This window comes from Klebsiella sp. Q2 (assembly GCF_009900705.1).
GTDB classification, from domain to species: domain Bacteria; phylum Pseudomonadota; class Gammaproteobacteria; order Enterobacterales; family Enterobacteriaceae; genus Klebsiella; species Klebsiella quasipneumoniae.
The window spans coordinates 730,119-752,163 of record NZ_JAAABE010000003.1; the positions used below are offsets into that span (position 1 = coordinate 730,119).

The window sequence follows — 22,045 nt, forward strand, 5'->3', positions numbered from 1 at the left end:
AGGAAAAATGCTGGACAAGTGGGGATATGAAAGGGGGGCCGTATAGACTTTCCCGGCCGGGATCTCCGACGGACAATGCCATAGTGGAGTCGTTCAATGGCAGGCTGCGACAGGAATGTCTGAACGAGAACGGGTTCATGTCTCTGGAGGAAGCACGGTGCAAAATCAAGGACTGGCGCATACACTATTATAACCAGAGGCGTCCCCATTCTGCACTGGGCTGGATGACGTCATCCGAATTCACTGAGAAGACTGCCGGTTAGCAGAATATACAGCCAACATGAAGCCGGTAATTCCTGATTACGACTGGATCATATTCGGGGTCAGGCTCATATGAAGACATAACTAATATCGATGTGCATTAATCAACGGGGTGCAGGTCAAAAAGGGTAAGCAGCGATACTTTGTTTAGTTCTCTGCTTTGTTAAAGGCCGATGATAACAAAACTGCCAGAGTTTGCTTCCACCGGACTTGATAAGCAACGTCAACCCTGCATCATCGTATATCTGGTAATCGGTATCTTTAGGTTTGGCGGCTTTGATCTCCGTATCGGTTAACGGCTTGGTTTATCTTGCCATGGGGAGTCTCCATGCGTTTAGGCCCAACGAAAACATTGGAGCTTTTCGTTGGGCCAATCAATAGGCCTAAAAGGTTCGGATTTAATGAGTTTTCTTCGGACTTCGCGGGACAAATTGCAGACACAAAAAAGCCCGCAGGGCTTACGCCGTGCGGGCTCTCAGGACTTCATCGGATGACTCTGGTAATCACCGATGGAGAATTTTGGTGGAGCTGGCGGGAGTTGAACCCGCGTCCGAAATTCCTACATCCTCGGCACTACATGCTTAGTCAGTCTTTACATTCGCTTGCCAGCTGCGGACAGACACGCCACTAACAAACTAGCCTGATTAGATTTAACGCTTCAACCCCAGGCAGGGCATCCACGCGATCTCTTTTGGGTTTGACCTCTCTTTGATCCCCGTCTTAAGAGCGGAAGCTAGGGAGAGAGGGCTCAGAGCAGGTTATTAAGCTGCTAAAGCGTAGTTTTCGTCGTTTGCGACTATTTTTTGCGGCTTTTTACGAGGCCAACCGCCCCTCGGCATGCACCTTGGGTTTCGCAAATCCCGTCGAATCCAGAATCAGCCCCAATGTGTAGGTCAAGTATAACAGATTTGTGAATGTCGTTACCAGCCCCATCACGCAGGATTATTTCAGCAGGGTGGACGAAAAATCAGCATCAACAAGGATATAGCGTAAGGGCCAGCGAGAGCTGGCCCTCGGGGAGGGGAAATTAACGTCCGGCGTGCTTCATAATACGCGCCTTATCCAGCGCCCATTCACGATCTTTCAGGTCGGTACGCTTGTCGTGCTGTTTCTTACCTTTGGCGACGCCGATTTTCACTTTGCACCAGGCGTTCTTCCAGTACAGCGACAGGGCGACGACGGTGTAACCTTCGCGGTTAATGCGGCCGTACAGCGTGTCCAGCTCACGCTGGTTGAGCAGCAGCTTACGGGTGCGCGTCGGGTCGCAGACATAGTGGGTGGAAGCCACGGCCATAGGCGTAAAGTTGGCGCCGAACAGGAAGGCTTCGCCATCCTTCAGGATGACATAGCTATCGCCGATGTTGGCTTTGCCTGCACGCAGGGATTTGACTTCCCAGCCCTGCAGGGCGAGACCAGCCTCGTATTCATCTTCGATAAAGTATTCGTGACGGGCGCGTTTATTCAGCGCAATGGTGGCTGATCCAGGTTTGTGGGCTTTTTTCTTAGTCATAATGTCCTGAAGTCATCGTCTTATACACAGTTACCTCGATCGCATCCTGCGAGGTGTACTGCGCATCTTAGCACGAGTTGCGGCACAGCGTTTTTTTTAGCAGCAGATAAATGATATTATTTGCACTGTGTTTAAATGTGGAACCTGCTATGCCTCAGATTAGCCGTACTGCGCTGGTGCCTTTCAGCGCGGAACAGATGTATCAACTGGTAAACGATGTGAAGTCCTATCCTGATTTTCTGCCAGGCTGCACCGGTAGCCGCGTGCTGGAATTGGGGCCGACGCAAATGACGGCGGCGGTTGATGTGTCCAAAGCCGGCATCAGTAAGACCTTCACCACACGCAATACACTGACCAGCAACCAGAGCATTTTGATGAGCCTGGTGGATGGCCCGTTCAAGAAGCTGATTGGCGGCTGGAAGTTTATTCCGCTGAGCCCCGAGGCCTGCAAAATAGAATTCCATCTCGATTTCGAGTTTACCAATAAACTGATTGAGATGGCTTTTGGCCGGATCTTCAAAGAGCTGGCCGCTAACATGGTGCAGGCGTTCACTTCGCGCGCCAAAGAGGTTTACAGTGCCGGCTAATATTCGTGTTGAAGTCGCCTACGCGCTGCCTGAAAAGCAGTATCTGCAGCGGGTCACCCTGGACGAGGGGGCGACGGTCGAGCAGGCGATTATCGCCAGCGGTCTGCTGGCGCTGCGTGATGACATTGATCTGGCGAAAAACAAGCTGGGTATCTACAGTCGTCCGGTAAAGCTGCATGACGAAGTTCACGACGGCGACCGGGTGGAAATCTATCGTCCGCTGATCGCAGACCCTAAAGAGCTGCGTCGCCAGCGGGCGGAGAAAAACGCCGCGAAGTAACCCGCAGCAGCAGACCGGCTATCAGCCATAAAAAAAGCGCTCACTGAGCGCTTTTTGCTTTTCCGGGCCTTACTGACTGGTTAGCGCGGGCTTGTTATCAATGTTGGTTAACACGCCGCCATTGTTGAAGGTCAGGGTCAGGGTCTGCTGAGTCACTTTCTGGTGGCCCGGCTCCTGACGGAAGACATAGAACCAGGTATTGGTGCCGAACGGATCCGTCATCATTGGCGTCCCCAGAGCATAAGCTACCTGCTGTTGCGTCATACCGACACGAATTTTTGCTACATCGTTTGGTGCCAGATAGTTACCCTGGTTGATGTCAGGACGGTAAACCACTCGTTCCAGAGTGGAACAGCCTGCGGTCAACATAAGAAGAACCGCTGCGGCAGCAGTCAGCGTTTTACAGCGCATAGTGATTTGATTCCTTTTTGGGCCCGAGCAGTACGTGGCTCATCTGTAATATGCCGATAATAATAGACCTTCGCGCCGTTGGAAACCTCCGGCTGCAGGTCAGCAGGCAATTTGCTGTTCACTATGACCCTGTGAAAATCAAAAAGTTTACGCCGCAAGCAACTCTTTCGCGTTCGCCAGGGTGTTGCGCGTGACTTCGCTGCCGCCCAGCAGACGGGCCAGCTCCTGCAAGCGAGCCCGTTTATCCAGCGGCTGCATATGGGTTTCGGTCATCTCGCCATCGGTCTCTTTGCAGACAAAGAAATGATGGTGGCCGCAGCCTGCGACCTGCGGCAGGTGGGTCACGCACATCACCTGCGTGGACTCGCCCAGCTGGCGCAGCAGCTTGCCGACCACGGCGGCGGTCGGGCCGCTGATACCGACGTCCACTTCGTCGAAAATCAGCGCTGGGGTTTCCATTTTACGCGCGGTGATCACCTGAATCGCCAGCGCAATGCGCGACAGTTCGCCGCCGGAGGCCACTTTGGCGATTGGCTGCAGCGGCTGACCGGGGTTAGTGGTGACGCGGAACTCAATATGGTCGGCGCCGTCGGCGGTGAGATGGCGTTCATCGAACGCGACCTCAATCGCGAAGACCCCGTGCGGCATCGAAAGTGAGTGCATACTTTCGGTGATAAGCTGGGTCAGCTCGTCGGCGCTGGCCTGGCGCAGGGCATGCAGCTGGCGCGCGGTCTCCAGCGCCAGCTGATGATGTTCGACCACCTGCTGGCTGAGGGATTCCAGCGAGCCGGCGCTGTCGTCCAGCAGGCGCTGCTCTTCCAGCATCGCCTGATAAACCGCCGGCAGCTCTTCCGGCATCACCTGATGTTTACGCGCCAGCGCGATTTGTCGGGAAATCCGTTGCTCAAGTTCAAACAGACGGTTCGGATCGAGATCCAGACGGTCATGGTAGTGGCGCAACTCGTCGCTGGCCTCGCTGAGCTGAATGGCCGCCTCTTCCAGCATATCCAGGACGCCGGAAAGCTTGCTGTCCATGCCCACCAGCTCGCTGACCAGCTGCTTCGCGGTATAAAGCTGGCTCTGCAGATTGGCCTCTTCGCCGTCCGCCAGAACCGTCAGGGCATGCTGGCAGGTGCTGAGCAGCTGGCCGCTGTTGGCCAGGCGCTTGTACTCTTCGTCAATCTGCTCAAACTCTCCCGCCAGCGGGTTAAATTCGTTCAGTTCTTTAAGCTGGTACTGCAGCAGATCGGCGCGGGCGGCACGCTCCTGGCTCTGCTGCTGATGCTGGGCCAGCTCGCGGCAGCTCTGGTGCCACTGGCGATAGTGCTCGGCCATACGCTGAGTGAGCGCATACTCACCGGTATAGCCGTCGAGCAGCGTTTTCTGGTGTTCGGGTTTGGTCAACAGCTGGTGCGCATGCTGGCCATGGATCTGGATCAGCAGCTGGCCCAGCTCGCGCAGCTGCGAGAGCGGGACGGCGGTGCCGTTGATGAAGCCGCGCGAGCGGCCGTCGGCGCTGATCACCCGGCGAAGTAAACACTCACGCCCGCTTTCCAGCTGGTTCTCTTCCAGCCAGCGCTGGGCGGCCGGGGTATCTTTCAGCGCGAAGCGCGCGCACAGGTCGGCACGGGTAGCGCCGCGACGCACCATGTCGGCTTCCGCTCTGCCGCCGAGGCACAGCCCCAGCGCGTCGATGGCAATGGATTTCCCGGCGCCGGTTTCCCCGGTGATGGCGGTCATACCGCTGTGGAAATCAATTTCCAGTTCACGAACGATAGCAAAATTACTGATGGTGAGTTGCGCCAACATAGCTGCCTTCCTGTATGAAAAACCAATACTGTGTTTTCGTACAGTATAGACTGGTTTTTTATCCAGTAAAGAGGCAGCGATGTAAATCAGAACAATTTTTTCGACCAGCCGAGCTTGGTGCTTAATGTATTGAAATAGCTGTAGTCTTTGGGATGAATCAGATTGAGGTGGTAATCGCAGCGGCGGATGAGGACATCTTCGCCATCCTGGATCGGCAGGGCAATCTGACTGTCGCAGCTGATCTCCAGATCGCTGCAGCGGTGAGAGAAGCGCAGGCGGATGGTGCTGTCGCCGTTGATCACCAGCGGTCGCGCCGAGAGGGTGTGCGGGAACATCGGCACCAGGGTGATGGCGTCCAGCGACGGGGTGAGGATCGGGCCGCCGGCCGACAGCGAATAGGCTGTGGAGCCGGTCGGGGTGGAGATTATCAGGCCATCGGAGCGCTGGGAGAAGGCGAAGACTTCATCGATATAGACTTCGAACTCAATCATATGCGCCACTTTGCCGGGGTGCAGCACCACTTCGTTGATGGCGGTGCTGATGCGTTTCTGGCAATCCTGCTGGCACACCTGGGCCTCCAGCAGAAAGCGTTTCTCGGCGATGTAGTGGCCTTCCAGCACGTCGGCGAGCTGCTGCAGGGCGTTGTCCGGGTCCAGGTCGGTGAGAAAGCCGAGGTTGCCGCGGTTAATGCCGATGACGTTAATGTCATAACGGGCCAGAGTCCGCGCCGCGCCGAGCATATTGCCGTCTCCGCCCACGACCACCGCGAGGTCGGCCTGTTGGCCAATCTCCGCCAGCGTGCCGGTTTTCACGTTGCTGAGCTGGAGTTCATGGGCGATCTGCTGTTCAACCAGCACTTCATACCCTTTGCTGCACAGCCAGCGCCAGAGCATTTCATGTGTGGTCAGGGCGGTGGGGTGACGAGGATGTCCCACAATGCCGATACACTTGAAATGGTTCTTCATGATCTGGATGTCCTTGCGTTAAATGAAATAGTGACAATCTGTCCGCTTCCCTTGAAACCCGGAAACTGATCCCCATAATAAGCGAAGTTAGCGAGATGAATGCGAAAAAAACGCGGAGAAATTCATGAGTAGTAAAGAACAGAAAACGCCTGAGGGGCAAGCCCCGGAAGAAATTATCACGGAGCAGCACGACGACGTTGAGGCGGTAGAGCCTGAAGTTTCGGCTGAGCAGGTGGATCCGCGCGATGAAAAAATTGCGAATCTGGAAGCCCAGCTTGCTGAAGCGCAGAAACGTGAACGTGAAGTGATGTTGCGTGCCAAAGCCGACGAAGATAACCTGCGTCGTCGTACCGAGCAGGATATCGAGAAAGCGCACAAATTCGCGCTGGAAAAATTCGTCAATGAACTGCTGCCGGTGATCGACAGCCTGGACCGCGCGCTGGAAGTGGCCGACAAGGCTAACCCGGAGCTGGCGCCGATGGTGGAAGGGATCGAACTGACCCTGAAATCTATGCTGGACGTAGTGCGTAAGTTCGGCGTGGAAGTGATCGCCGACACCAACGTTCCGCTGGATCCGAACGTCCACCAGGCCATTGCGATGGTCGAGTCTGAAGACGTGGCGGCGGGCAACGTGCTGGCCGTGATGCAGAAAGGTTACACCCTGAACGGCCGCACCATTCGCGCCGCGATGGTGACGGTAGCAAAAGCGAAATAACGTTTGCTGCCTTGCTCAACGGCTGCCCGCGGGCGGCCGTTTTTTATGTCATCGCTCCCCGGCGCGAGATAAAAAAACGGCGGGCCGCAGCCCACCGTGAGGTTAATTCCTTCGCTCGCGCTACTCCGCAACGCTCTCGCGTAATGATTTCACCGGCATCACTTTCACCTGTTTGATCATGTTGTCCTGCACGTCGAGGATATCAATATCATACTGCTCAATGCGCACGCGGGTGCCCGGGACCGGGATCTCTTCCAGCGCTTCAAGGATGATACCGTTGATGGTGCGCGCTTCATCTTCCGGCAGGTGCCAGTTGAACGCTTTGTTGATTTCGCGAACGTTGGCGCTGCCGTCGATTATCACGGTGCCGTCGTTGAGCGGGGTCACTTCCTCCGCCAGGGTGGGTGACATGGAGGTGGTGAAGTCGCCGACAATCTCTTCAAGAATATCTTCTACGGTGACCAGCCCCTGAATATCGCCGTATTCATCGACAACCAGACCGACTTTCTTTTTATTACGCTGGAATTTCACCAGTTGGGTGCTGAGCGGCGTCCCTTCAGGAACAAAGTAGATCTCATCTGCCGCCCGCAGCATGATCTCTTTTGTGAACTCTTTCTTCTCCGTCATCAGCCGGTAGGCTTCGCGGACGCGCAGCATGCTGATGGCATCGTCCAGCGAATCGCGGTAGAGCACAATGCGGCCGTGTGGGGAGTGGGTCAGCTGGCGGACGATAGATTTCCAGTCGTCATTGATGTCGATGCCGACAATCTCATTGCGCGGCACCATAATGTCGTTAACGCTGACCTTCTCAAGGTCCAGCACCGACAGCAGCATATCCTGATTGCGTCGTGAGATTTGTGAACGGGATTCATTCACAATCGTGCGCAGTTCATCTTTGCTCAGGGCGCTGCTGATGACGGTATCGGTGCGGATGCCCATCATGCGCATCAGTATGCGGGTGATGGTATTCAGCAGCCACACCAGCGGCATCATCAGCACCTGCAGGGGCGCCAACAGGAAGCTGCTGGGGTAGGCAACTTTTTCCGGGTAGAGGGCGGCGATGGTTTTCGGCAGGACTTCGGCAAATACCAGCACCACAAAGGTGAGTACGCCGGTGGCGATCGCGACGCCGGCATCGCCGTACAGGCGCATGCCGACGATGGTGCCCAGCGCCGAGGCGAGAATGTTGACGAGGTTATTACCGATGAGCACAAGGCTAATCAGGCGGTCCGGCTTGCGCAGCAGCTTCTCCACGCGCTTGGCGGGGCGGTTGCCTTGTTTCGCCATATGACGCAGCCGGTAGCGGTTCAGCGTCATCATGCCGGTTTCGGAGCCGGAGAAATAGGCAGAGATAATCACCATGACGATCAGCGTTATGATCAGCGTGGTGGTGGAGATATGTTCCACGTAGGATTCCTTAAAAGACTTAGCTCACGAACTGTTGCAGCACGCGGCTACCAAAATAGGCCAGCGTCAGCAGACCGGCGCCAGCGACGCTGAACCAGACCACGCGACGTCCGCGCCACCCTTCATGATAGTGGCCCCACAGCAGGACGATATAGACGAACCACGCAATAATCGACAGCACCGCTTTATCAATGTTTTCGCTGCTGAACAGATTGTGCATATAGAACAGGCCGCTGCACAGCGTCAGAGTCAGCAGCACTACGCCGACCTGAGTGATGTGGAACATTTTGCGCTCAATGCTCATCAGCGGCGGCATTTCGCTGCTGAAGGCCAGCTTTTTGTTCTTTAACTGGTAGTCGATCCACGCCAGCTGTAGCGCATACAGCGCGGCAATGATCAGCGTGGCGTACGAGAAGAGCGACAGGCCGATATGCACCAGCATCCCCGGAGTGGTTTCCAGGTGGGTGATATATTCGTTAGGCACGAAGGTGGCGAAGGCCAGGTTGATCAGCGCGAAGGCATAGACGATAGGCAGCAGCAGCCAGCCGCGATTGCGCGAGGCCACGATAGTCATCACCGTACAGATCATCAGGCTCACCAGCGACCCGACGTTCAGTAAGCTGAGGTTTTGCCCGCTCTCGCCGCCGGGGAATATCCGTGCTTCCAGCGCAAAAGCATGGCAGATCAACGCGATAGTCGCAGATAAAATCGCCATTCGCCGCCAGCTGCTGTTTTTTTGCAGCAAGCCGGGGATAATCAGCGCGAGGCTGACGGAGTAGGCGACAAGGGCGAGTAGAGCAAAAACAGGCATAGGTGTCGGCTGTTGGCTAAATAAGAAAGAGAAGCAGTATAACGTCAGCAGGCCTCTGCTCCAACCGTTGCAGCACATTCAGATTGATGTCGTGTTATACTCCGCCACATTCGTTTTGTGTGTCGCTGCGGCGACCAACCGTTTCCACCTCAGGCGAGAGACAATGTTTGATAATTTAACCGATCGTTTGTCGCGTACGCTGCGCAACATTAGCGGCCGCGGACGCCTTACAGAAGACAATATTAAAGACACCCTGCGCGAAGTGCGCATGGCGCTGCTGGAAGCGGACGTTGCGCTTCCGGTGGTACGGGACTTCATCAGCCGCGTCAAAGAGAGCGCGGTCGGCCATGAAGTCAATAAAAGCCTGACCCCGGGTCAGGAGTTCGTCAAAATCGTCCGCAACGAGCTGGTGGCGGCGATGGGCGAAGAGAACCAGACCCTCGACCTGGCGGCGCAGCCGCCGGCGGTGGTGCTGATGGCGGGCCTGCAGGGGGCTGGTAAAACCACCAGCGTCGGTAAGCTGGGGAAATTCCTGCGCGAGAAGCACAAGAAGAAAGTGCTGGTGGTCTCCGCGGACGTTTACCGCCCGGCGGCGATCAAACAGCTGGAGACCCTGGCCGAGCAGGTCGGCGTCGACTTCTTCCCGTCCGACGTCGGGCAGAAGCCGGTTGATATCGTCAACGCGGCGCTGAAAGAAGCGAAGCTCAAATTCTACGACGTGCTGCTGGTGGATACCGCCGGTCGTCTGCACGTTGACGAAGCGATGATGGACGAAATTAAGCACGTCCACGCCGCCATTAATCCGGTTGAAACCCTGTTCGTCGTCGATGCGATGACCGGCCAGGATGCGGCGAATACCGCCAAAGCCTTTAACGAAGCGCTGCCGCTGACCGGCGTGGTGCTGACCAAAGTGGACGGCGACGCCCGCGGCGGCGCGGCGCTGTCGATTCGCCATATTACCGGTAAGCCGATTAAATTCCTCGGCGTCGGCGAGAAAACCGAAGCGTTGGAACCGTTCCATCCGGACCGCGTCGCCTCCCGCATCCTCGGCATGGGCGACGTGCTGTCGCTGATCGAAGATATCGAGAGTAAAGTCGACCGCGCGCAGGCCGAGAAGCTGGCCTCCAAGCTGAAGAAAGGCGACGGCTTCGACCTCACCGACTTCCTGGAGCAGCTGCGCCAGATGAAAAACATGGGCGGCATGGCCAGCCTGATGGGCAAGCTGCCGGGTATGGGCCAGATCCCGGACAACGTCAAAGCGCAGATGGACGACAAAGTGCTGGTGCGTATGGAAGCGATCATCAACTCGATGACCCTGAAAGAGCGCGCTAAGCCGGAAATCATCAAAGGTTCACGTAAGCGCCGTATCGCCGCCGGCTGCGGGATGCAGGTGCAGGATGTGAACCGTCTGCTCAAGCAGTTCGACGACATGCAGCGCATGATGAAGAAGATGAAGTCGAAAGGCGGCATGATGAAGATGATGCGCGGGATGAAAGGGATGATGCCTCCAGGTTTCCCGGGCCGTTAATACGCGTCATAATTCAAGCCGCAGATGCGTTGGCTGCGTTCGTTCACCCCGGTCACGTACTTGTGTACGCTCCCGGGGATTTACTCACTTGCCGCCTTCCTGCAACTCGAATTATTTAGCGTATGTAGTTTTGAATTGATTTTTGCACAGAAATCAGTAAAATTTTCGGGCTTTTAATATGACACCGGGCTCCGTTCCTCGATGGGGCCCGGTTGTTTTATTCACACAAGAGGATGTTATGGTAACTATTCGTTTAGCACGTCACGGCGCTAAAAAGCGTCCGTTCTACCAGGTTGTTGTCACCGACAGCCGTAATGCACGCAACGGTCGCTTCATCGAGCGCGTTGGTTTCTTCAACCCGATCGCTAACGGTGCGGAAGAAGAAACTCGCCTGGATCTGGATCGTATCGCTCACTGGGTTGGCCAGGGCGCTACTGTTTCCGATCGCGTTGCCGCGCTGATCAAAGCCGCTAACAAAGCAGCTTAATCTGTCACGGTGGTCATGATGAGCAAGCAACACACCGCACAAGCACCTGTTGATCCGATCGTATTGGGGAAAATGGGTTCTTCCTACGGTATCCGTGGTTGGCTCAGAGTGTTTTCCTCCACCGAAGACGCCGAAAGCATTTTTGACTATCAGCCCTGGTTAATCCAGAAGGCGGGTCAGTGGCAGGTTGTTGAGCTGGAAAGCTGGCGCCACCACAATCAGGACATCATCATCAAGCTGAAAGGCGTTGACGATCGTGATGCCGCGAATCTACTGACTAATTGCGAAATTATCGTGGATTCATCGCAGTTGCCGGAGCTGGAAGAGGGTGACTACTACTGGAAAGACCTGATGGGCTGCCAGGTAGTGACGACGGAAGGCTATAGCCTCGGTAAAGTCATCGATATGATGGAAACCGGGTCTAATGACGTGCTCGTCATCAAGGCAAACCTGAAAGATGCATTTGGTATCAAGGAGCGGTTGGTTCCGTTCCTCGATGGGCAGGTTATCAAGAAAGTCGATCTCACTACGCGTACTATCGAAGTAGATTGGGATCCTGGTTTTTAAATTCTCCGGATAAACGGTAAAAGACGGCGCTATGTGGATTGGCATAATTAGCCTGTTTCCTGAAATGTTCCGCGCAATTACCGATTACGGGGTAACTGGCCGGGCAGTAAAAAATGGCCTGCTGAGCATCGAAAGCTGGAGTCCTCGCGACTTCACGCATGACCGGCACCGTACCGTGGACGATCGTCCTTACGGCGGCGGACCGGGGATGCTAATGATGGTGCAACCCTTACGGGATGCCATTCATGCAGCAAAAGCCGCGGCAGGTGAAGGCGCGAAGGTGATTTATCTGTCACCTCAGGGACGCAAGCTTGATCAAGCGGGCGTCAGCGAACTGGCAACGAATCAGAAACTGATTCTGGTGTGCGGTCGTTACGAAGGGATAGACGAGCGCGTAATCCAAACCGAAATTGACGAAGAATGGTCAATCGGCGATTACGTTCTCAGCGGTGGTGAGTTACCGGCAATGACGCTGATTGACTCCGTTTCCCGGTTCATTCCGGGAGTACTGGGCCATGAAGCATCGGCAACGGAAGATTCCTTTGCTGATGGGTTGCTGGATTGCCCCCACTATACCCGTCCTGAAGTGTTAGAAGAGATGGAAGTACCGCCAGTATTGCTGTCGGGAAACCATGCTGAGATACGTCGCTGGCGTCTGAAGCAGTCGCTGGGTCGCACCTGGCTTAGAAGACCTGAACTTCTGGAAAACCTGGCTCTGACTGAAGAGCAAGCAAAGCTGCTGGCGGAGTTCAAAACTGAACACGCGCAACAGCAGCATAAACATGATGGGCAGGCGTGAGCCCCCAATATCAGTTTACCCAGGATAAGAGATTAAATTATGAGCAACATTATTAAGCAACTTGAACAAGAACAGATGAAGCAGGACGTACCTTCCTTCCGTCCGGGTGATACCGTGGAAGTGAAAGTATGGGTTGTTGAAGGTTCCAAAAAACGTCTGCAGGCATTCGAGGGCGTGGTTATCGCTATTCGTAACCGCGGTCTGCACTCTGCATTCACTGTTCGCAAAATTTCCAACGGCGAAGGCGTTGAGCGTGTCTTCCAGACTCACTCTCCGGTAGTTGACAGCATTGCTGTTAAACGTCGTGGTGCTGTACGTAAAGCTAAACTGTACTACCTGCGTGAGCGCACTGGTAAGTCTGCTCGTATCAAAGAGCGTCTTAACTAAGATTCGCTTTCGCGACATCCTGACAAAAAGGGCTGGCCTCAGGGCCGGCCCTTTTTTTATCTTTGTTGTAACCATCGTGATTTAAATCATTTACAATACGCCCTCTATTCGGAGGGGCGGTGGTCAGTAACAGTTTTCAGCAAACGACACCTAAACGGCGAGCCGCCTGGCTGGCGCTGTTGGCGATCCTGCTGATCGTGGTGGCCCCCCTGATCTCCGTCTCCCTGCAAAAAGACCCTATGAGCGCCATGCCCGGCATGCACCACGCCATGATGATGGACAGCTCGCCAGCGAGTATGGCGCAGATGCCCGGCCACGATATGGCGATGATGCACAGCACAGACGGCGCTACGCCTACCGGACACGAACTGCCGCTGGACCATGCCGAAGCCTGTGGCTATTGCGTGCTGTTAGCCCATGTCCCAGGGCTGATTTTCGCGCTGGCGCTGTTCGTCGCCATGCTCCTGCGGCGCATTCGCCTGCCGGCTTCTCGCCCGGTATTAAAACACTGGCGCTACTTTCCCTGGCTCTACCCCGAAACCCGCGCCCCGCCGCGGCTGTCTGCTTTTTCCCTTTCATAAAAATCAATCTGCGCACCGCGCAACGACCTCTTTTGCTTTAAAAAAGGAAAAGTATGACAACCTGCACCTCGCGCGCGGCATGGCTGAACCTGCTGCGTCGCCTCCATTTCTATATCGGGCTGTTTATCGGACCGTTTATCTTTGTCGCAGCCCTGACCGGTACGCTTTATGTGGCGACGCCGCAACTGGAAAACTGGCTCTATCACGATGCGCTGTATGGCCTTCCCGAAGGCACCCCGCAACCGCTCAGCGCCCAGATTGCGCTGGCCGAGGAAGCGACCCAGGGTAATCTGCGGCTGCTGGCGGTGCGTCCGGCCCCCGCGGTGGGCGAGACCACCCGCATTATGTTTGCCGATCCGCGTCTCGGGGAGTCGGAATCCCGGGCCATTTTTGTCGATCCGATCGCGCTGCGGGTGAAGGGCGATATGACGGTCTACGGCACCAGCGGCATCCTGCCGCTGCGTCAGTGGATTGACTATGCGCATCGTTCGCTGCTGTTGGGCGACAGCGGGCGGCTCTACAGCGAACTGGCTGCCTCATGGATGTGGGTGGCCGCGCTGGGGGGCATTGCCCTGTGGGCGATGACGCGTCCAAAACGGCGGATCAGTAACGCCCTGCAGAATCATCGTCGGCTGCACGTGACGCTGGGCTGGAGTTTACTGCTGGGCATGCTGCTCTTCTCCGCCACCGGCCTGACCTGGTCGCAATGGGCCGGCGGCAATGTTGATAAAATGCGGGCGGCTTTCGGCTGGTGGACGCCGCAGGTCAATACCCTGCTGCACGGTGAGGCACCGATGGCACACGATCCCCATGCCGGGCATCACAGGGAGGCGATGGCCATGACCCAGCATCAGCCCGCGCAGTTTGACCGGGCACTGGCGGTGGCCCGTCAGGCGGGGCTGAACGCCAGCCGGCTGGAGATCCGTCCCCCGGTATCAGACGGACGCGCCTGGACGGTGAATGAGATCGACCGCCGCTGGCCGACGCAGGTGGATGCGGTAGCGATCGATGGCGCCACGATGGAGGTGGTGGATCGCACCCATTTTGCCGACTTTCCTCTGATGGCGAAACTTACCCGCTGGGGCGTCGATTTCCATATGGGGATCCTCTTCGGTCTGGCGAATCAACTGCTGCTGGTGGGGTTTGGCTGTGCGCTGTGCGTAACCATCGCCGTGGGGTACCGGCTGTGGTGGATGCGCCGTCCGCCTCAGGCCGTCTGGGATCCGGCGCATTCGCTGCTGCGGGCGTGGCTGTCGCTCGCCTGGCCTGCCCGTGGGCTGGTGCTGGGGATAGCGTTAGCCCTGGGTCTGGCCATGCCGTTGATGGGCATCAGCCTGGTGTTGTTCATTGCCGTTGACTACCTGCGCTGGCGCGCGGCAACGGCAATGAGGATGGCGAAGTCCAGCGATTAAGCGGACGTTTACGGCGTGCTGATGACCACCGTAACCCGGCGGTTTTCAGCGCGCCCGGCCGCGGTGTCGTTGCTGGCGATCGGGTATTTTTTGCCAAGGCCGCGGGTGACTAAATTACTGCGCGGGATATGGGCGCCTTCCGCCCAGGCATCGGCTACGCTGTTGGCCCGCTTAAGCGACAGGGCTTCGTTATAGCTATCCTCACCATAATTATCGGTGTGGCCTTCAAGGCGGCTATGCGTTATCCCAGTTGTCGCCAGCCGCGAGGCCATTTGGGTGATCTGCTGGCGGCTGTCGGGACGTAGTCGGTAGTCATTCTTGTCAAACAGGATGCTATCGGATAAGCCCAGGGACCAATCGCCGTTGCTTTCAGTGAAGCCGTAAGATTTCATCGCCGCCACCTGCTCGGGGGTAAATTTTCCCTGAGGAGCCTGGCAACCTGTCAAAAGCGCCGCCGCCATCAGGGCGGGGGCGAAATATTTCGTGATCATAATGCGTCCTTTATTATTTCAGCGTCTGCTGGATACGTTGGTTTTTCATCCGATACATATTCTGATCGGCAAGTTCTTGCAGTGATTCCGCAGTGGCGTGCTCCCACGCCAGGGCATAACCGACGCTCAGCGAGAGCGTGGCGCTATGGCCATTGTGCAGATTGAATGGCGGAAGAAATTGTTCCGACAGCGCCTGGCACAGGGCCTGGACTTCTGCTTCCGAGCGCACCTCGCGCAGCAGAACGGCAAACTCATCGCCGCCGAGACGCCACGCCAGATGGCGTTTACCGGCGAAAGTCATCAGGCGGCTGGCGACTTCCATCAGCACTTTATCGCCCGCCGCATGTCCCCAGTTGTCGTTGATCAATTTGAAGTTATCGCCATCGAGAAACAGTAACGCTGAGGTCTGGTGATCCACTTCATTTTTCATCAGCTCGGCAAGCGCGTTGCGAAAGGCGGCGCGGTTAGCCAGGCCGGTCAACGGATCGTGTAACGAGCTGCGCAACAGCTGAGCATTTTTGGCCTGCAGCTGGCGCTGCCAGTCCTCCATCTCCCCCAGCAGACTGTTAAAGTCCTGGGCAAACAGATGGAACTCCTCGATACGCTCCTCCGGCACCCGCCGGGAGAAGTGGCGGTTTTCGCGAATATCATGCACGACCTCGGTGATGCTCTGCAGGGCGGCGACGATCCCCCGGTGCAGAGAGTGGGTCAGCAGCAGGCCGATAAACGAGGCGAGCAGAATGCTGCCTGTCAGTACCAGAATCGAGATGCCGAGAAAGTGGCTAATTAGTTCATCAAGCGCGGTTAGTCGCAGCTCGCCGATTTGTTTGCCCTGGTGCCAGATGGGCTGCACCGTGGGCTCCGGAAACAGCCATTTACTGATAAGGCCGCTCACTTGTTCTTTGTTGGCCAGCGGTTCGTGGCGCCATGCGGAGAAGGGCTGCTTCTGGCCGTTGAGCACGATTGCCTGGGAAATCTGCCCTTGCTTCCCCAGCGAAGCGAGGGTCTCCTCTGCTGCCGCGCTGTCGCCAAACACCAGGGCGGCTTCGAGACTGCGGCCCATGGTCGCGGCAGTGAGCTCAAGGTTTTTCTGCGCGTACTGCTTGAGCGTGAAAATAGAGGCCGTGCTCAGCAGCAGCCAGACCAGCGTCATGGAAATCACCACGCTTATCACGCTAATGCGACGCAACGCGCGTTTGAACGTCGGGCGCGATGTCTGTGAAAAGTCCTTATTCATGTGGTTTCTTCCGGGCAAGCATCAGGACGTCCGGGTTAACCCGAACCCCGCTGTGCGTCAGAACGTCCAGATTAACGGAGAAGCGGACCCTGTCGTCGTTGATGATCAGGCAAAACGCGCTACCAATTGAGCAATCCGTATTTTGTTCTGCGATGAGTAACAGCGGCCTCGAGCCATAGCGGCGAGTTAATTCCGACTGTTGGGTCGGCGATTCGCTGCCAAAATAAAAACCATCGCAGGTTGTTTTTAACGCTTCTTCACTATTACGTACTATCACCGGTTGATAGGGCAACGCATCCGGATCTTCATGAGCCAGGCTATGGGTGAAGCGTGATGAGGCAAAAATGCACAGCTTCGGCGCCCCTGTTAATGACGGCCAACGGGTATAGGTCACGATCCCGGAAACAATCGCGCGAACATGTTCTGAAGGTCCGGCAGCAAAAACAGGAGATACCGCGATGAGAAAAAATACAGTCAATAAAAGACGGTGTAATACTGTCATTAACGCTTCCGTCAAATTCGCCCTGGCGCGGGAAAAGCCGCTGCCGATGCCCGGCGAAGAATATCACTGATAGCAAAACCCGTCATTAGATGCGCCCTTTGCTTTGGGACAAATCTCACCAGGATTTTTCGTAATGCCGATGGCTCTGATGAGCCATTTTGGCGCGATTTCGCTATGTGTAAATATTTTTGTACGTTTAATGTCGTGGTAAGTGCCAATTAATTTATTGGTGTAAAGTAAAATTTACGGAATATGGATTGAATTCTTTACTTTGTATGGTATCGTTACGTCATGCCCGCTGAGGCAACCCCTATCGCAAACGAGCTACACAGGATCGCAATCATGCAAAAAGACGCGCTGAATAACGTACATATTACCGACGAACATGTGTTAATGACCCCGGAGCAACTGAAGGCGGAATTCCCCCTGAGCGTTGAACAGGAAGCGCAGATCGCGCACGCCCGTGAAACCATCTCCGATATCATCGCCGGCCGCGATCCGCGCCTGCTGGTGGTCTGCGGTCCTTGCTCCATTCACGATCCGGAAGCTGCGATCGAATATGCTCGTCGGTTTAAAGCCCTTGCCGCAGAGGTCAGCGATAGCCTCTACCTGGTGATGCGCGTCTATTTTGAAAAACCCCGTACTACCGTCGGCTGGAAGGGGCTGATTAACGACCCGCATATGGATGGTTCGTTTGATGTTGAAGGCGGCCTGAAGATTGCGCGTCGTCTGCTGGTCGAGCTCGTGAATATGGGACTGCCGCTGGCGACGGAAGCGCTGGATCCCAACAGCCCGCAGTACCTTGGGGATCTGTTCAGCTGGTCCGCCATCGGCGCGCGAACCACGGAATCTCAGACGCACCGCGAAATGGCCTCTGGTCTTTCCATGCCGGTAGGCTTTAAAAATGGCACCGACGGCAGCCTGGCCACGGCCATCAACGCCATGCGCGCCGCGGCGATGCCGCACCGTTTCGTCGGTATCAACCAGGCCGGGCAGGTCTGCCTGCTGCAAACGCAGGGTAACCCGAACGGCCATGTGATCCTCCGCGGCGGTAAGGCGCCAAACTACGGTCCGGACGATGTGGCGAAATGCGAAAAAGAGATGGCGCAGGCGGGACTGAAGCCGTCGCTGATGGTAGATTGCAGTCATGGGAACTCCAATAAAGATTTCCGCCGCCAGCCGGCCGTGGCTGAATCCGTTGTCGCGCAGATTAAAGATGGCAATCGCTCCATTATCGGCCTGATGATTGAGAGTAATATCCACGAGGGCAATCAGTCCTCTGAACAGCCGCGTGAGGCGATGAAATACGGCGTTTCGGTAACGGATGCCTGCATCAGCTGGGAAACCACCGATGCGCTACTGCGTGAACTGGATAAGGATCTCCGCGGCCACCTGGCGGCCCGTTTGGTGTAAGAGGAAAGTATGGTTGCTGAACTGACCGCGTTACGCGATCAAATTGATGAAGTAGATAAAGCGTTGCTTAGCCTGCTGGCTAAGCGCCTGGAACTGGTGGCCGAAGTCGGCGAGGTGAAGAGCCAGTATGGCCTGCCGATTTACGTCCCGGAACGCGAGGCGGCGATGCTCGCCTCCCGGCGAGAAGAGGCGGCTGCGCTCGGCGTTCCGCCGGATCTGATCGAGGACGTTCTGCGTCGCGTGATGCGCGAATCCTATTCCAGCGAAAACGACAAAGGCTTCAAAACCCTTTACCCGAATCTGCGGCCGGTAGTGATCGTCGGCGGCGGCGGGCAGATGGGGCGTCTGTTTGAGAAGATGTTAACGCTGTCCGGCTACCAGGTGCGCATTCTGGAAAAAGAGGACTGGGCGCGGGCGACGGATATCGTCGCCGATGCCGGCATGGTCATTGTCAGCGTGCCGATTCACACCACCGTGGAGACGATCGCCAGGCTGCCGCCGCTGCCGGCGGATTGCATTCTGGTCGACCTTGCCTCGGTTAAAGCAGAGCCGCTGCAGGCGATGCTGGCGGCGCATCAGGGCCCGGTACTCGGCCTGCACCCGATGTTCGGTCCGGACAGCGGCAGCCTTGCCAAGCAGGTGGTAGTCTACTGCGATGGCCGCCAGCCAGAGGCCTATCAGTGGTTCCTCGAGCAAATTCAGGTCTGGGGCGCGCGCCTGCATCGCATCAGCGCGGTGGAGCACGATCAGAACATGGCCTTTATTCAGGCGTTGCGCCACTTTGCCACCTTCGCCTATGGGCTGCATCTGGCGGAAGAGAATGTGCGCCTTGAGCAGTTGCTGGCGCTCTCGTCACCCATTTACCGGCTGGAGCTGGCGATGGTGGGCCGTCTGTTTGCCCAGGATCCGCAGCTCTACGCCGACATTATTATGTCTTCGGAAAACAACCTGGCGCTGATTAAGCGCTACTACCAGCGGTTTGGCGAGGCGATCGGTCTGCTGGAGCAGGGCGATAAGCAGGCGTTTATCGATAGCTTCCGTAAAGTCGAACACTGGTTTGGCGATTACGCCCAGCGTTTCCAGAGCGAGAGCCGCACGCTGCTGCGTCAGGCGAACGATAATCGGCAGTAAAGCGAAAAAGGTGTATACAATAAAGCCAGCGACCGCTGGCTTTTTTTATAGGGATGACAACGATGGCTGAACCACAACCGCTGTTTGACTACACCGGATACCTGCCGGAATGCCCGACCTGGAGCGAGGCAGAGCAGGCCCTCTACTGGGCCGATATTATGGAATGTGAAATTCACCGCTACGATACCCGCAGCGGCGAACACCAGGTGCTGCAATTTCCGGAGGAGGTCGGCTGTTTTTCCTTGCGCGAGAAGGGCGGGTTTATCGTTGCATTGCGCAGCGGTATCTGGCTGACCGACGCCCACGGTCTGCTACGGCGTAAAGTCTGCGATAACCCGAGCAATCCGGAACTGGCGCGGTTTAACGATGGCGGGACCGATCGCGATGGGCGCTTTTATGCCGGCACCTTCTGGGGCCCGGGGGATTATAACGGCGCGCTGCTGATGCGGGTCGATAACGACCTGAAGCCGACGGTGATCCAGTGTGACATCCATGGCGCCAACGGTCTGGCGTTTAGCGCCGACCGGCGCTGGATGTATACCTCCGATACGCCGAACGCCGTGATCTACCGTACGCCGCTGGATGAGCAGGGTGAGCCTGGCCGGCGCGAAGTCTTTCGCCGTTTTCAGCCTGGCGAAGGGATACCGGACGGGGCGGCGATTGACGTGGAGGGGTGTTACTGGAGCGCAATGTTTGACGGCTGGCGGATCGCCCGTTTCTCTCCGCAGGGTGAGGAGCTGGAGTCCTACCCGATGCCGGTACGTTGCCCGACGATGGTCTGCTTTGGCGGGGCGGATATGCAAACGCTCTATATCACCACCACCCGGGAAAACATGGAGGACGATGAGCTGGCGCAGTATCCGCTGTCCGGCGCCATCTTCACCCTGCCGGTGGAGGTGGCAGGGATGAAGAAATTACCGTTCCGCGAACGTTAAACCGGATCCACCGGCACGACGTTTTCGCTGGGGTAGCAACCGAGAACCTTCATGGAGCGGGTGATCTCCGCCAGCTCCTTCAGCGCCTTGCGCATGGGCAGCGAGTCCAGGTTTGCCTGAATATCGAGATAAAACATCTCTTCCCACGGATTGCCATGGATGGGGCGAGATTCCAGTTTGGTCATGATCAGATTGTGATTGCGCAGCACCAGTAAGGCTTCCACCAGGGCACCCGCCTGCTGACCGGTCGCCATTAACAGCGTGGTCTTCGCCGGAACCTGATCGGAGACGTTTACCGCTTTGCGCGCCAGAACGAGGAAGCGCGTAATATTCTGCGTCTGGTTGGCCTGGCAGTGCTCCAGCACCTGCAGGCCGTACAGAGCGCCGCCCGCTTCGCTGCCCAGCGCCGCGACGGTCGGGGCGTTCGCCTGCGCGACTTTTTCCATCGCCGCTGAGGTGCTCTCGGTATATTCAATCTTCCAGTGCGGGTAGCGACTCAGATACTGGCTACACTGCTGGAACGGTTGCGGATGGCTGTAGACGGTCTGAATTTTATCGGCATCCGTCGAGGTGCTGACCAGTACGCAATGATCGATAGGGATCGTCAGCTCGCCTACGATCGACAGGCTGGTGTGCTGCAGCAGATCGTAGACATCGTTGATCCCGCCGGAGCTGGTGTTTTCAATCGGCACTACGGCGTAATCGGCCTGGCCGGTTTCCACCTGATTAAAAATATCGGCGAACTTCGCGCAGCCGCTTTCAATAAACTGCTCAAAGTGGCGAGCGGCGTACTGACGCGCCGCCAGATGCGAATAAGAGCCTTTGGGACCGAGGAACGCCACGCGAGCCGAATGCGGGTTAATTTTATTCAAATGCTGCTGCAGCAGGGTTTGCTGGGTCAGTACAGAGTCTTCGATAATCAGCTGGAACAGGCGGGTGATGTAATGAGCGTCCAGATTATGGCGCTTGCCGAGGGTCATCAGACGCTCCAGCAGATCGCGTTCGCGGTCAATATCACGCACCGGGCGATGGGAGGCCAGTTTGGCTTTACCAACCTCAACAGCCAGCCCGCGACGCTCCGCCAGCAGAGCAAGCAGTTTCTCATCCAGCGCGCTTATCTTGTCGCGCAGCGCCAGTAATGGGTTTTCCTCGGTCATAGATGTTGCCTTTGTTGTTATCCAATAAAAAAGGCCTCCCGGGTGGGAGGCCTTATTGTTCGTCTTCGCATTCTTTCTTATACGACGAATTGCCTCCCGGTCAGGGGAAGGTAAAAAAGAATGCGAAGAAGAACGGGACGAGTTTCATGATGAATTCCTTTAAGTAGTGGGGATTACAGTACCTGTACTGTTTTCACTCTGTCAATAAAAAACGCGCCCGAAGGCGCGTGGCATGACACAACTTAAGTTAAGGATTACTCTTCTTCTTCCACAAAGCCTGCCTCTTTCACCGACGTCGCGGCGCGGCGGGCTTCCCCTTTGTGTTGCACTTTATTGAGCTGCCGTTCCAGCTTGTTGATCAATTCGTTAATGGCGGCGTACATATCTTCATGACGCGCACTGGCAACCAGATGGCCGTTTGGCGTGTTGATGGTTGCATCGGCGATAAAACCCTGCGGCTCCTTAGACAGAATGATGTGCGGGTTAATTAAATGAGTTTGCCACTTATCCAGTTTGGCGAGACGGTCTGCGACATGCTGGCGGATTGCCGGAGTAATTTCCATTTGTTTACTGGTAATGTTCATTGTCATAAATTTTACCTCTTGTCTTTCCCGTCTTGGTGAATCCAGCATACCTTTCCTAATGTCAAAATGTGTGATCTA

At 56.3% G+C, this 22,045-nt stretch carries 25 protein-coding genes, 1 other RNA gene, 2 pseudogenes and 1 other annotated feature; of the genes and pseudogenes, 14 read left to right on the plus strand and 14 right to left on the minus strand.

Going from position 1 to position 22,045, the window contains the following annotated elements; genetic code table 11:
- Positions 1-4: 4 nt before the first annotated feature.
- Positions 5-263 (plus strand): annotated as a pseudogene (locus GT756_RS15285) (transposase); the annotation flags it as partial.
- Between the two features lie 123 nt (positions 264-386).
- Here the strand turns inward: GT756_RS15285 and GT756_RS15290 are convergent.
- The 3 genes and pseudogenes from GT756_RS15290 to smpB all read right to left on the minus strand — a co-directional run.
- A pseudogene (locus GT756_RS15290) lies at positions 387-578 on the minus strand (integrase arm-type DNA-binding domain-containing protein); the annotation flags it as partial.
- Positions 579-781: 203 nt separating this feature from the next.
- Positions 782-1,144, minus strand: a transfer-messenger RNA (tmRNA) gene (ssrA, locus tag GT756_RS15295).
- 144 nt (positions 1,145-1,288) lie between these two features.
- Positions 1,289-1,771: an SsrA-binding protein SmpB gene (gene smpB / locus GT756_RS15300; RefSeq protein ID WP_002914164.1), complete on the minus strand. Its 483-nt coding sequence runs from the start codon at positions 1,769-1,771 to the stop codon at positions 1,289-1,291.
- A 149-nt stretch (positions 1,772-1,920) separates the two neighbouring features.
- Here smpB and GT756_RS15305 point away from each other — a divergent pair, with 149 nt between their 5' ends.
- On the plus strand, positions 1,921-2,358 hold the full coding sequence (locus GT756_RS15305; protein WP_004174798.1) for a type II toxin-antitoxin system RatA family toxin: 438 nt from the start codon (positions 1,921-1,923) through the stop codon (positions 2,356-2,358).
- Positions 2,348-2,638: an RnfH family protein gene (locus GT756_RS15310; protein ID WP_004206851.1), complete on the plus strand. Its 291-nt coding sequence runs from the start codon at positions 2,348-2,350 to the stop codon at positions 2,636-2,638. The genes GT756_RS15305 and GT756_RS15310 overlap by 11 nt, the downstream gene beginning before the upstream one ends.
- A 69-nt stretch (positions 2,639-2,707) precedes the next feature.
- On the opposite strand, the gene bamE is transcribed toward GT756_RS15310, so the two are convergent.
- The 3 genes from bamE to nadK form a co-directional block, all read right to left on the minus strand.
- On the minus strand, positions 2,708-3,049 hold the full coding sequence (gene bamE / locus GT756_RS15315; RefSeq protein ID WP_135699155.1) for an outer membrane protein assembly factor BamE: 342 nt from the start codon (positions 3,047-3,049) through the stop codon (positions 2,708-2,710).
- 147 nt (positions 3,050-3,196) lie between these two features.
- Positions 3,197-4,858 (minus strand): DNA repair protein RecN, encoded by a 1,662-nt coding sequence (recN, locus tag GT756_RS15320; protein ID WP_004206849.1) that lies wholly within the window; start codon positions 4,856-4,858, stop codon positions 3,197-3,199.
- An 86-nt stretch (positions 4,859-4,944) separates the two neighbouring features.
- Positions 4,945-5,823, minus strand: coding sequence for an NAD(+) kinase (gene nadK, locus GT756_RS15325; RefSeq protein ID WP_002914158.1), 879 nt, complete (start codon positions 5,821-5,823; stop codon positions 4,945-4,947).
- A gap of 124 nt (positions 5,824-5,947) precedes the next feature.
- Here nadK and grpE point away from each other — a divergent pair, with 124 nt between their 5' ends.
- Positions 5,948-6,538, plus strand: coding sequence for a nucleotide exchange factor GrpE (gene grpE / locus GT756_RS15330; protein WP_004174800.1), 591 nt, complete (start codon positions 5,948-5,950; stop codon positions 6,536-6,538).
- Between the two features lie 120 nt (positions 6,539-6,658).
- On the opposite strand, the gene GT756_RS15335 is transcribed toward grpE, so the two are convergent.
- Together GT756_RS15335 and GT756_RS15340 are read right to left on the minus strand one after the other, a co-directional pair.
- Positions 6,659-7,945 carry an HlyC/CorC family transporter gene (locus GT756_RS15335; RefSeq protein ID WP_023318900.1) on the minus strand — a complete coding sequence of 429 codons (1,287 nt, stop codon included), beginning with the start codon at positions 7,943-7,945 and terminating at the stop codon, positions 6,659-6,661.
- 19 nt (positions 7,946-7,964) lie between these two features.
- Positions 7,965-8,756: an inner membrane protein YpjD gene (locus GT756_RS15340; RefSeq protein ID WP_002914153.1), complete on the minus strand. Its 792-nt coding sequence runs from the start codon at positions 8,754-8,756 to the stop codon at positions 7,965-7,967.
- Positions 8,757-8,919: 163 nt separating this feature from the next.
- Here GT756_RS15340 and ffh point away from each other — a divergent pair, with 163 nt between their 5' ends.
- From ffh to GT756_RS15375, 7 genes are all read left to right on the plus strand, one after another.
- Positions 8,920-10,284 carry a signal recognition particle protein gene (ffh, locus tag GT756_RS15345; protein WP_002914152.1) on the plus strand — a complete coding sequence of 455 codons (1,365 nt, stop codon included), beginning with the start codon at positions 8,920-8,922 and terminating at the stop codon, positions 10,282-10,284.
- Positions 10,285-10,522: 238 nt separating this feature from the next.
- The gene (gene rpsP, locus GT756_RS15350) at positions 10,523-10,771 is read left to right on the plus strand and encodes a 30S ribosomal protein S16 (RefSeq protein WP_002914149.1); all 249 of its coding nucleotides are present in this window, start codon (positions 10,523-10,525) and stop codon (positions 10,769-10,771) included.
- An 18-nt stretch (positions 10,772-10,789) separates the two neighbouring features.
- The gene (gene rimM / locus GT756_RS15355) at positions 10,790-11,338 is read left to right on the plus strand and encodes a ribosome maturation factor RimM (RefSeq protein ID WP_004150977.1); all 549 of its coding nucleotides are present in this window, start codon (positions 10,790-10,792) and stop codon (positions 11,336-11,338) included.
- A gap of 31 nt (positions 11,339-11,369) precedes the next feature.
- Complete coding sequence (trmD, locus tag GT756_RS15360; protein ID WP_002914147.1) at positions 11,370-12,137, plus strand: tRNA (guanosine(37)-N1)-methyltransferase TrmD; 768 nt, start codon at positions 11,370-11,372, stop codon at positions 12,135-12,137.
- A 39-nt stretch (positions 12,138-12,176) separates the two neighbouring features.
- Complete coding sequence (gene rplS, locus GT756_RS15365) at positions 12,177-12,524, plus strand: 50S ribosomal protein L19 (RefSeq protein WP_002914145.1); 348 nt, start codon at positions 12,177-12,179, stop codon at positions 12,522-12,524.
- Positions 12,525-12,643: 119 nt separating this feature from the next.
- Positions 12,644-13,105 (plus strand): DUF2946 domain-containing protein, encoded by a 462-nt coding sequence (locus tag GT756_RS15370; protein WP_004206848.1) that lies wholly within the window; start codon positions 12,644-12,646, stop codon positions 13,103-13,105.
- Between the two features lie 53 nt (positions 13,106-13,158).
- On the plus strand, positions 13,159-14,517 hold the full coding sequence (locus GT756_RS15375; RefSeq protein WP_004206847.1) for a PepSY domain-containing protein: 1,359 nt from the start codon (positions 13,159-13,161) through the stop codon (positions 14,515-14,517).
- An 8-nt stretch (positions 14,518-14,525) separates the two neighbouring features.
- On the opposite strand, the gene GT756_RS15380 is transcribed toward GT756_RS15375, so the two are convergent.
- The 3 genes from GT756_RS15380 to GT756_RS15390 are packed head-to-tail and all read right to left on the minus strand — an operon-like array spanning position 14,526 to position 16,747.
- The gene (locus GT756_RS15380) at positions 14,526-15,008 is read right to left on the minus strand and encodes an OmpA family protein (RefSeq protein ID WP_017900643.1); all 483 of its coding nucleotides are present in this window, start codon (positions 15,006-15,008) and stop codon (positions 14,526-14,528) included.
- Positions 15,009-15,021: 13 nt separating this feature from the next.
- Positions 15,022-16,245: a diguanylate cyclase DgcN gene (gene dgcN, locus GT756_RS15385; RefSeq protein WP_064183133.1), complete on the minus strand. Its 1,224-nt coding sequence runs from the start codon at positions 16,243-16,245 to the stop codon at positions 15,022-15,024.
- A complete protein-coding gene (locus GT756_RS15390) occupies positions 16,238-16,747 on the minus strand; it encodes a YfiR family protein (RefSeq protein ID WP_017900644.1) in 510 nt (169 codons plus the stop codon). The genes dgcN and GT756_RS15390 overlap by 8 nt, the downstream gene beginning before the upstream one ends.
- 342 nt (positions 16,748-17,089) lie before the next feature.
- On the opposite strand from GT756_RS15390, the gene aroF reads away from it, so the two are divergent.
- From aroF to GT756_RS15405, 3 genes are all read left to right on the plus strand, one after another.
- On the plus strand, positions 17,090-18,160 hold the full coding sequence (gene aroF, locus GT756_RS15395; RefSeq protein ID WP_004206844.1) for a 3-deoxy-7-phosphoheptulonate synthase AroF: 1,071 nt from the start codon (positions 17,090-17,092) through the stop codon (positions 18,158-18,160).
- Positions 18,161-18,169: 9 nt separating this feature from the next.
- Complete coding sequence (gene tyrA, locus GT756_RS15400) at positions 18,170-19,291, plus strand: bifunctional chorismate mutase/prephenate dehydrogenase (protein WP_004206843.1); 1,122 nt, start codon at positions 18,170-18,172, stop codon at positions 19,289-19,291.
- A 62-nt stretch (positions 19,292-19,353) separates the two neighbouring features.
- Complete coding sequence (locus tag GT756_RS15405) at positions 19,354-20,226, plus strand: SMP-30/gluconolactonase/LRE family protein (RefSeq protein ID WP_048295345.1); 873 nt, start codon at positions 19,354-19,356, stop codon at positions 20,224-20,226.
- Here GT756_RS15405 and pheA read toward each other — a convergent pair.
- The 3 genes from pheA to raiA all read right to left on the minus strand — a co-directional run bounded on the left by pheA (position 20,223) and on the right by raiA (position 21,973).
- Positions 20,223-21,383, minus strand: a complete 1,161-nt coding sequence (gene pheA / locus GT756_RS15410) for a bifunctional chorismate mutase/prephenate dehydratase (RefSeq protein ID WP_023318895.1) — start codon at positions 21,381-21,383, stop codon at positions 20,223-20,225. The two genes, GT756_RS15405 and pheA, sit on opposite strands and share 4 nt — an antisense overlap.
- A 24-nt stretch (positions 21,384-21,407) precedes the next feature.
- Positions 21,408-21,532, minus strand: a sequence feature (Phe leader region).
- Complete coding sequence (gene pheL, locus GT756_RS15415) at positions 21,484-21,531, minus strand: pheA operon leader peptide PheL (protein ID WP_100250063.1); 48 nt, start codon at positions 21,529-21,531, stop codon at positions 21,484-21,486. Its footprint overlaps the feature before it by 48 nt.
- A gap of 105 nt (positions 21,533-21,637) precedes the next feature.
- A complete protein-coding gene (raiA, locus tag GT756_RS15420) occupies positions 21,638-21,973 on the minus strand; it encodes a ribosome-associated translation inhibitor RaiA (RefSeq protein WP_002914111.1) in 336 nt (111 codons plus the stop codon).
- Positions 21,974-22,045 lie beyond the last annotated feature (72 nt).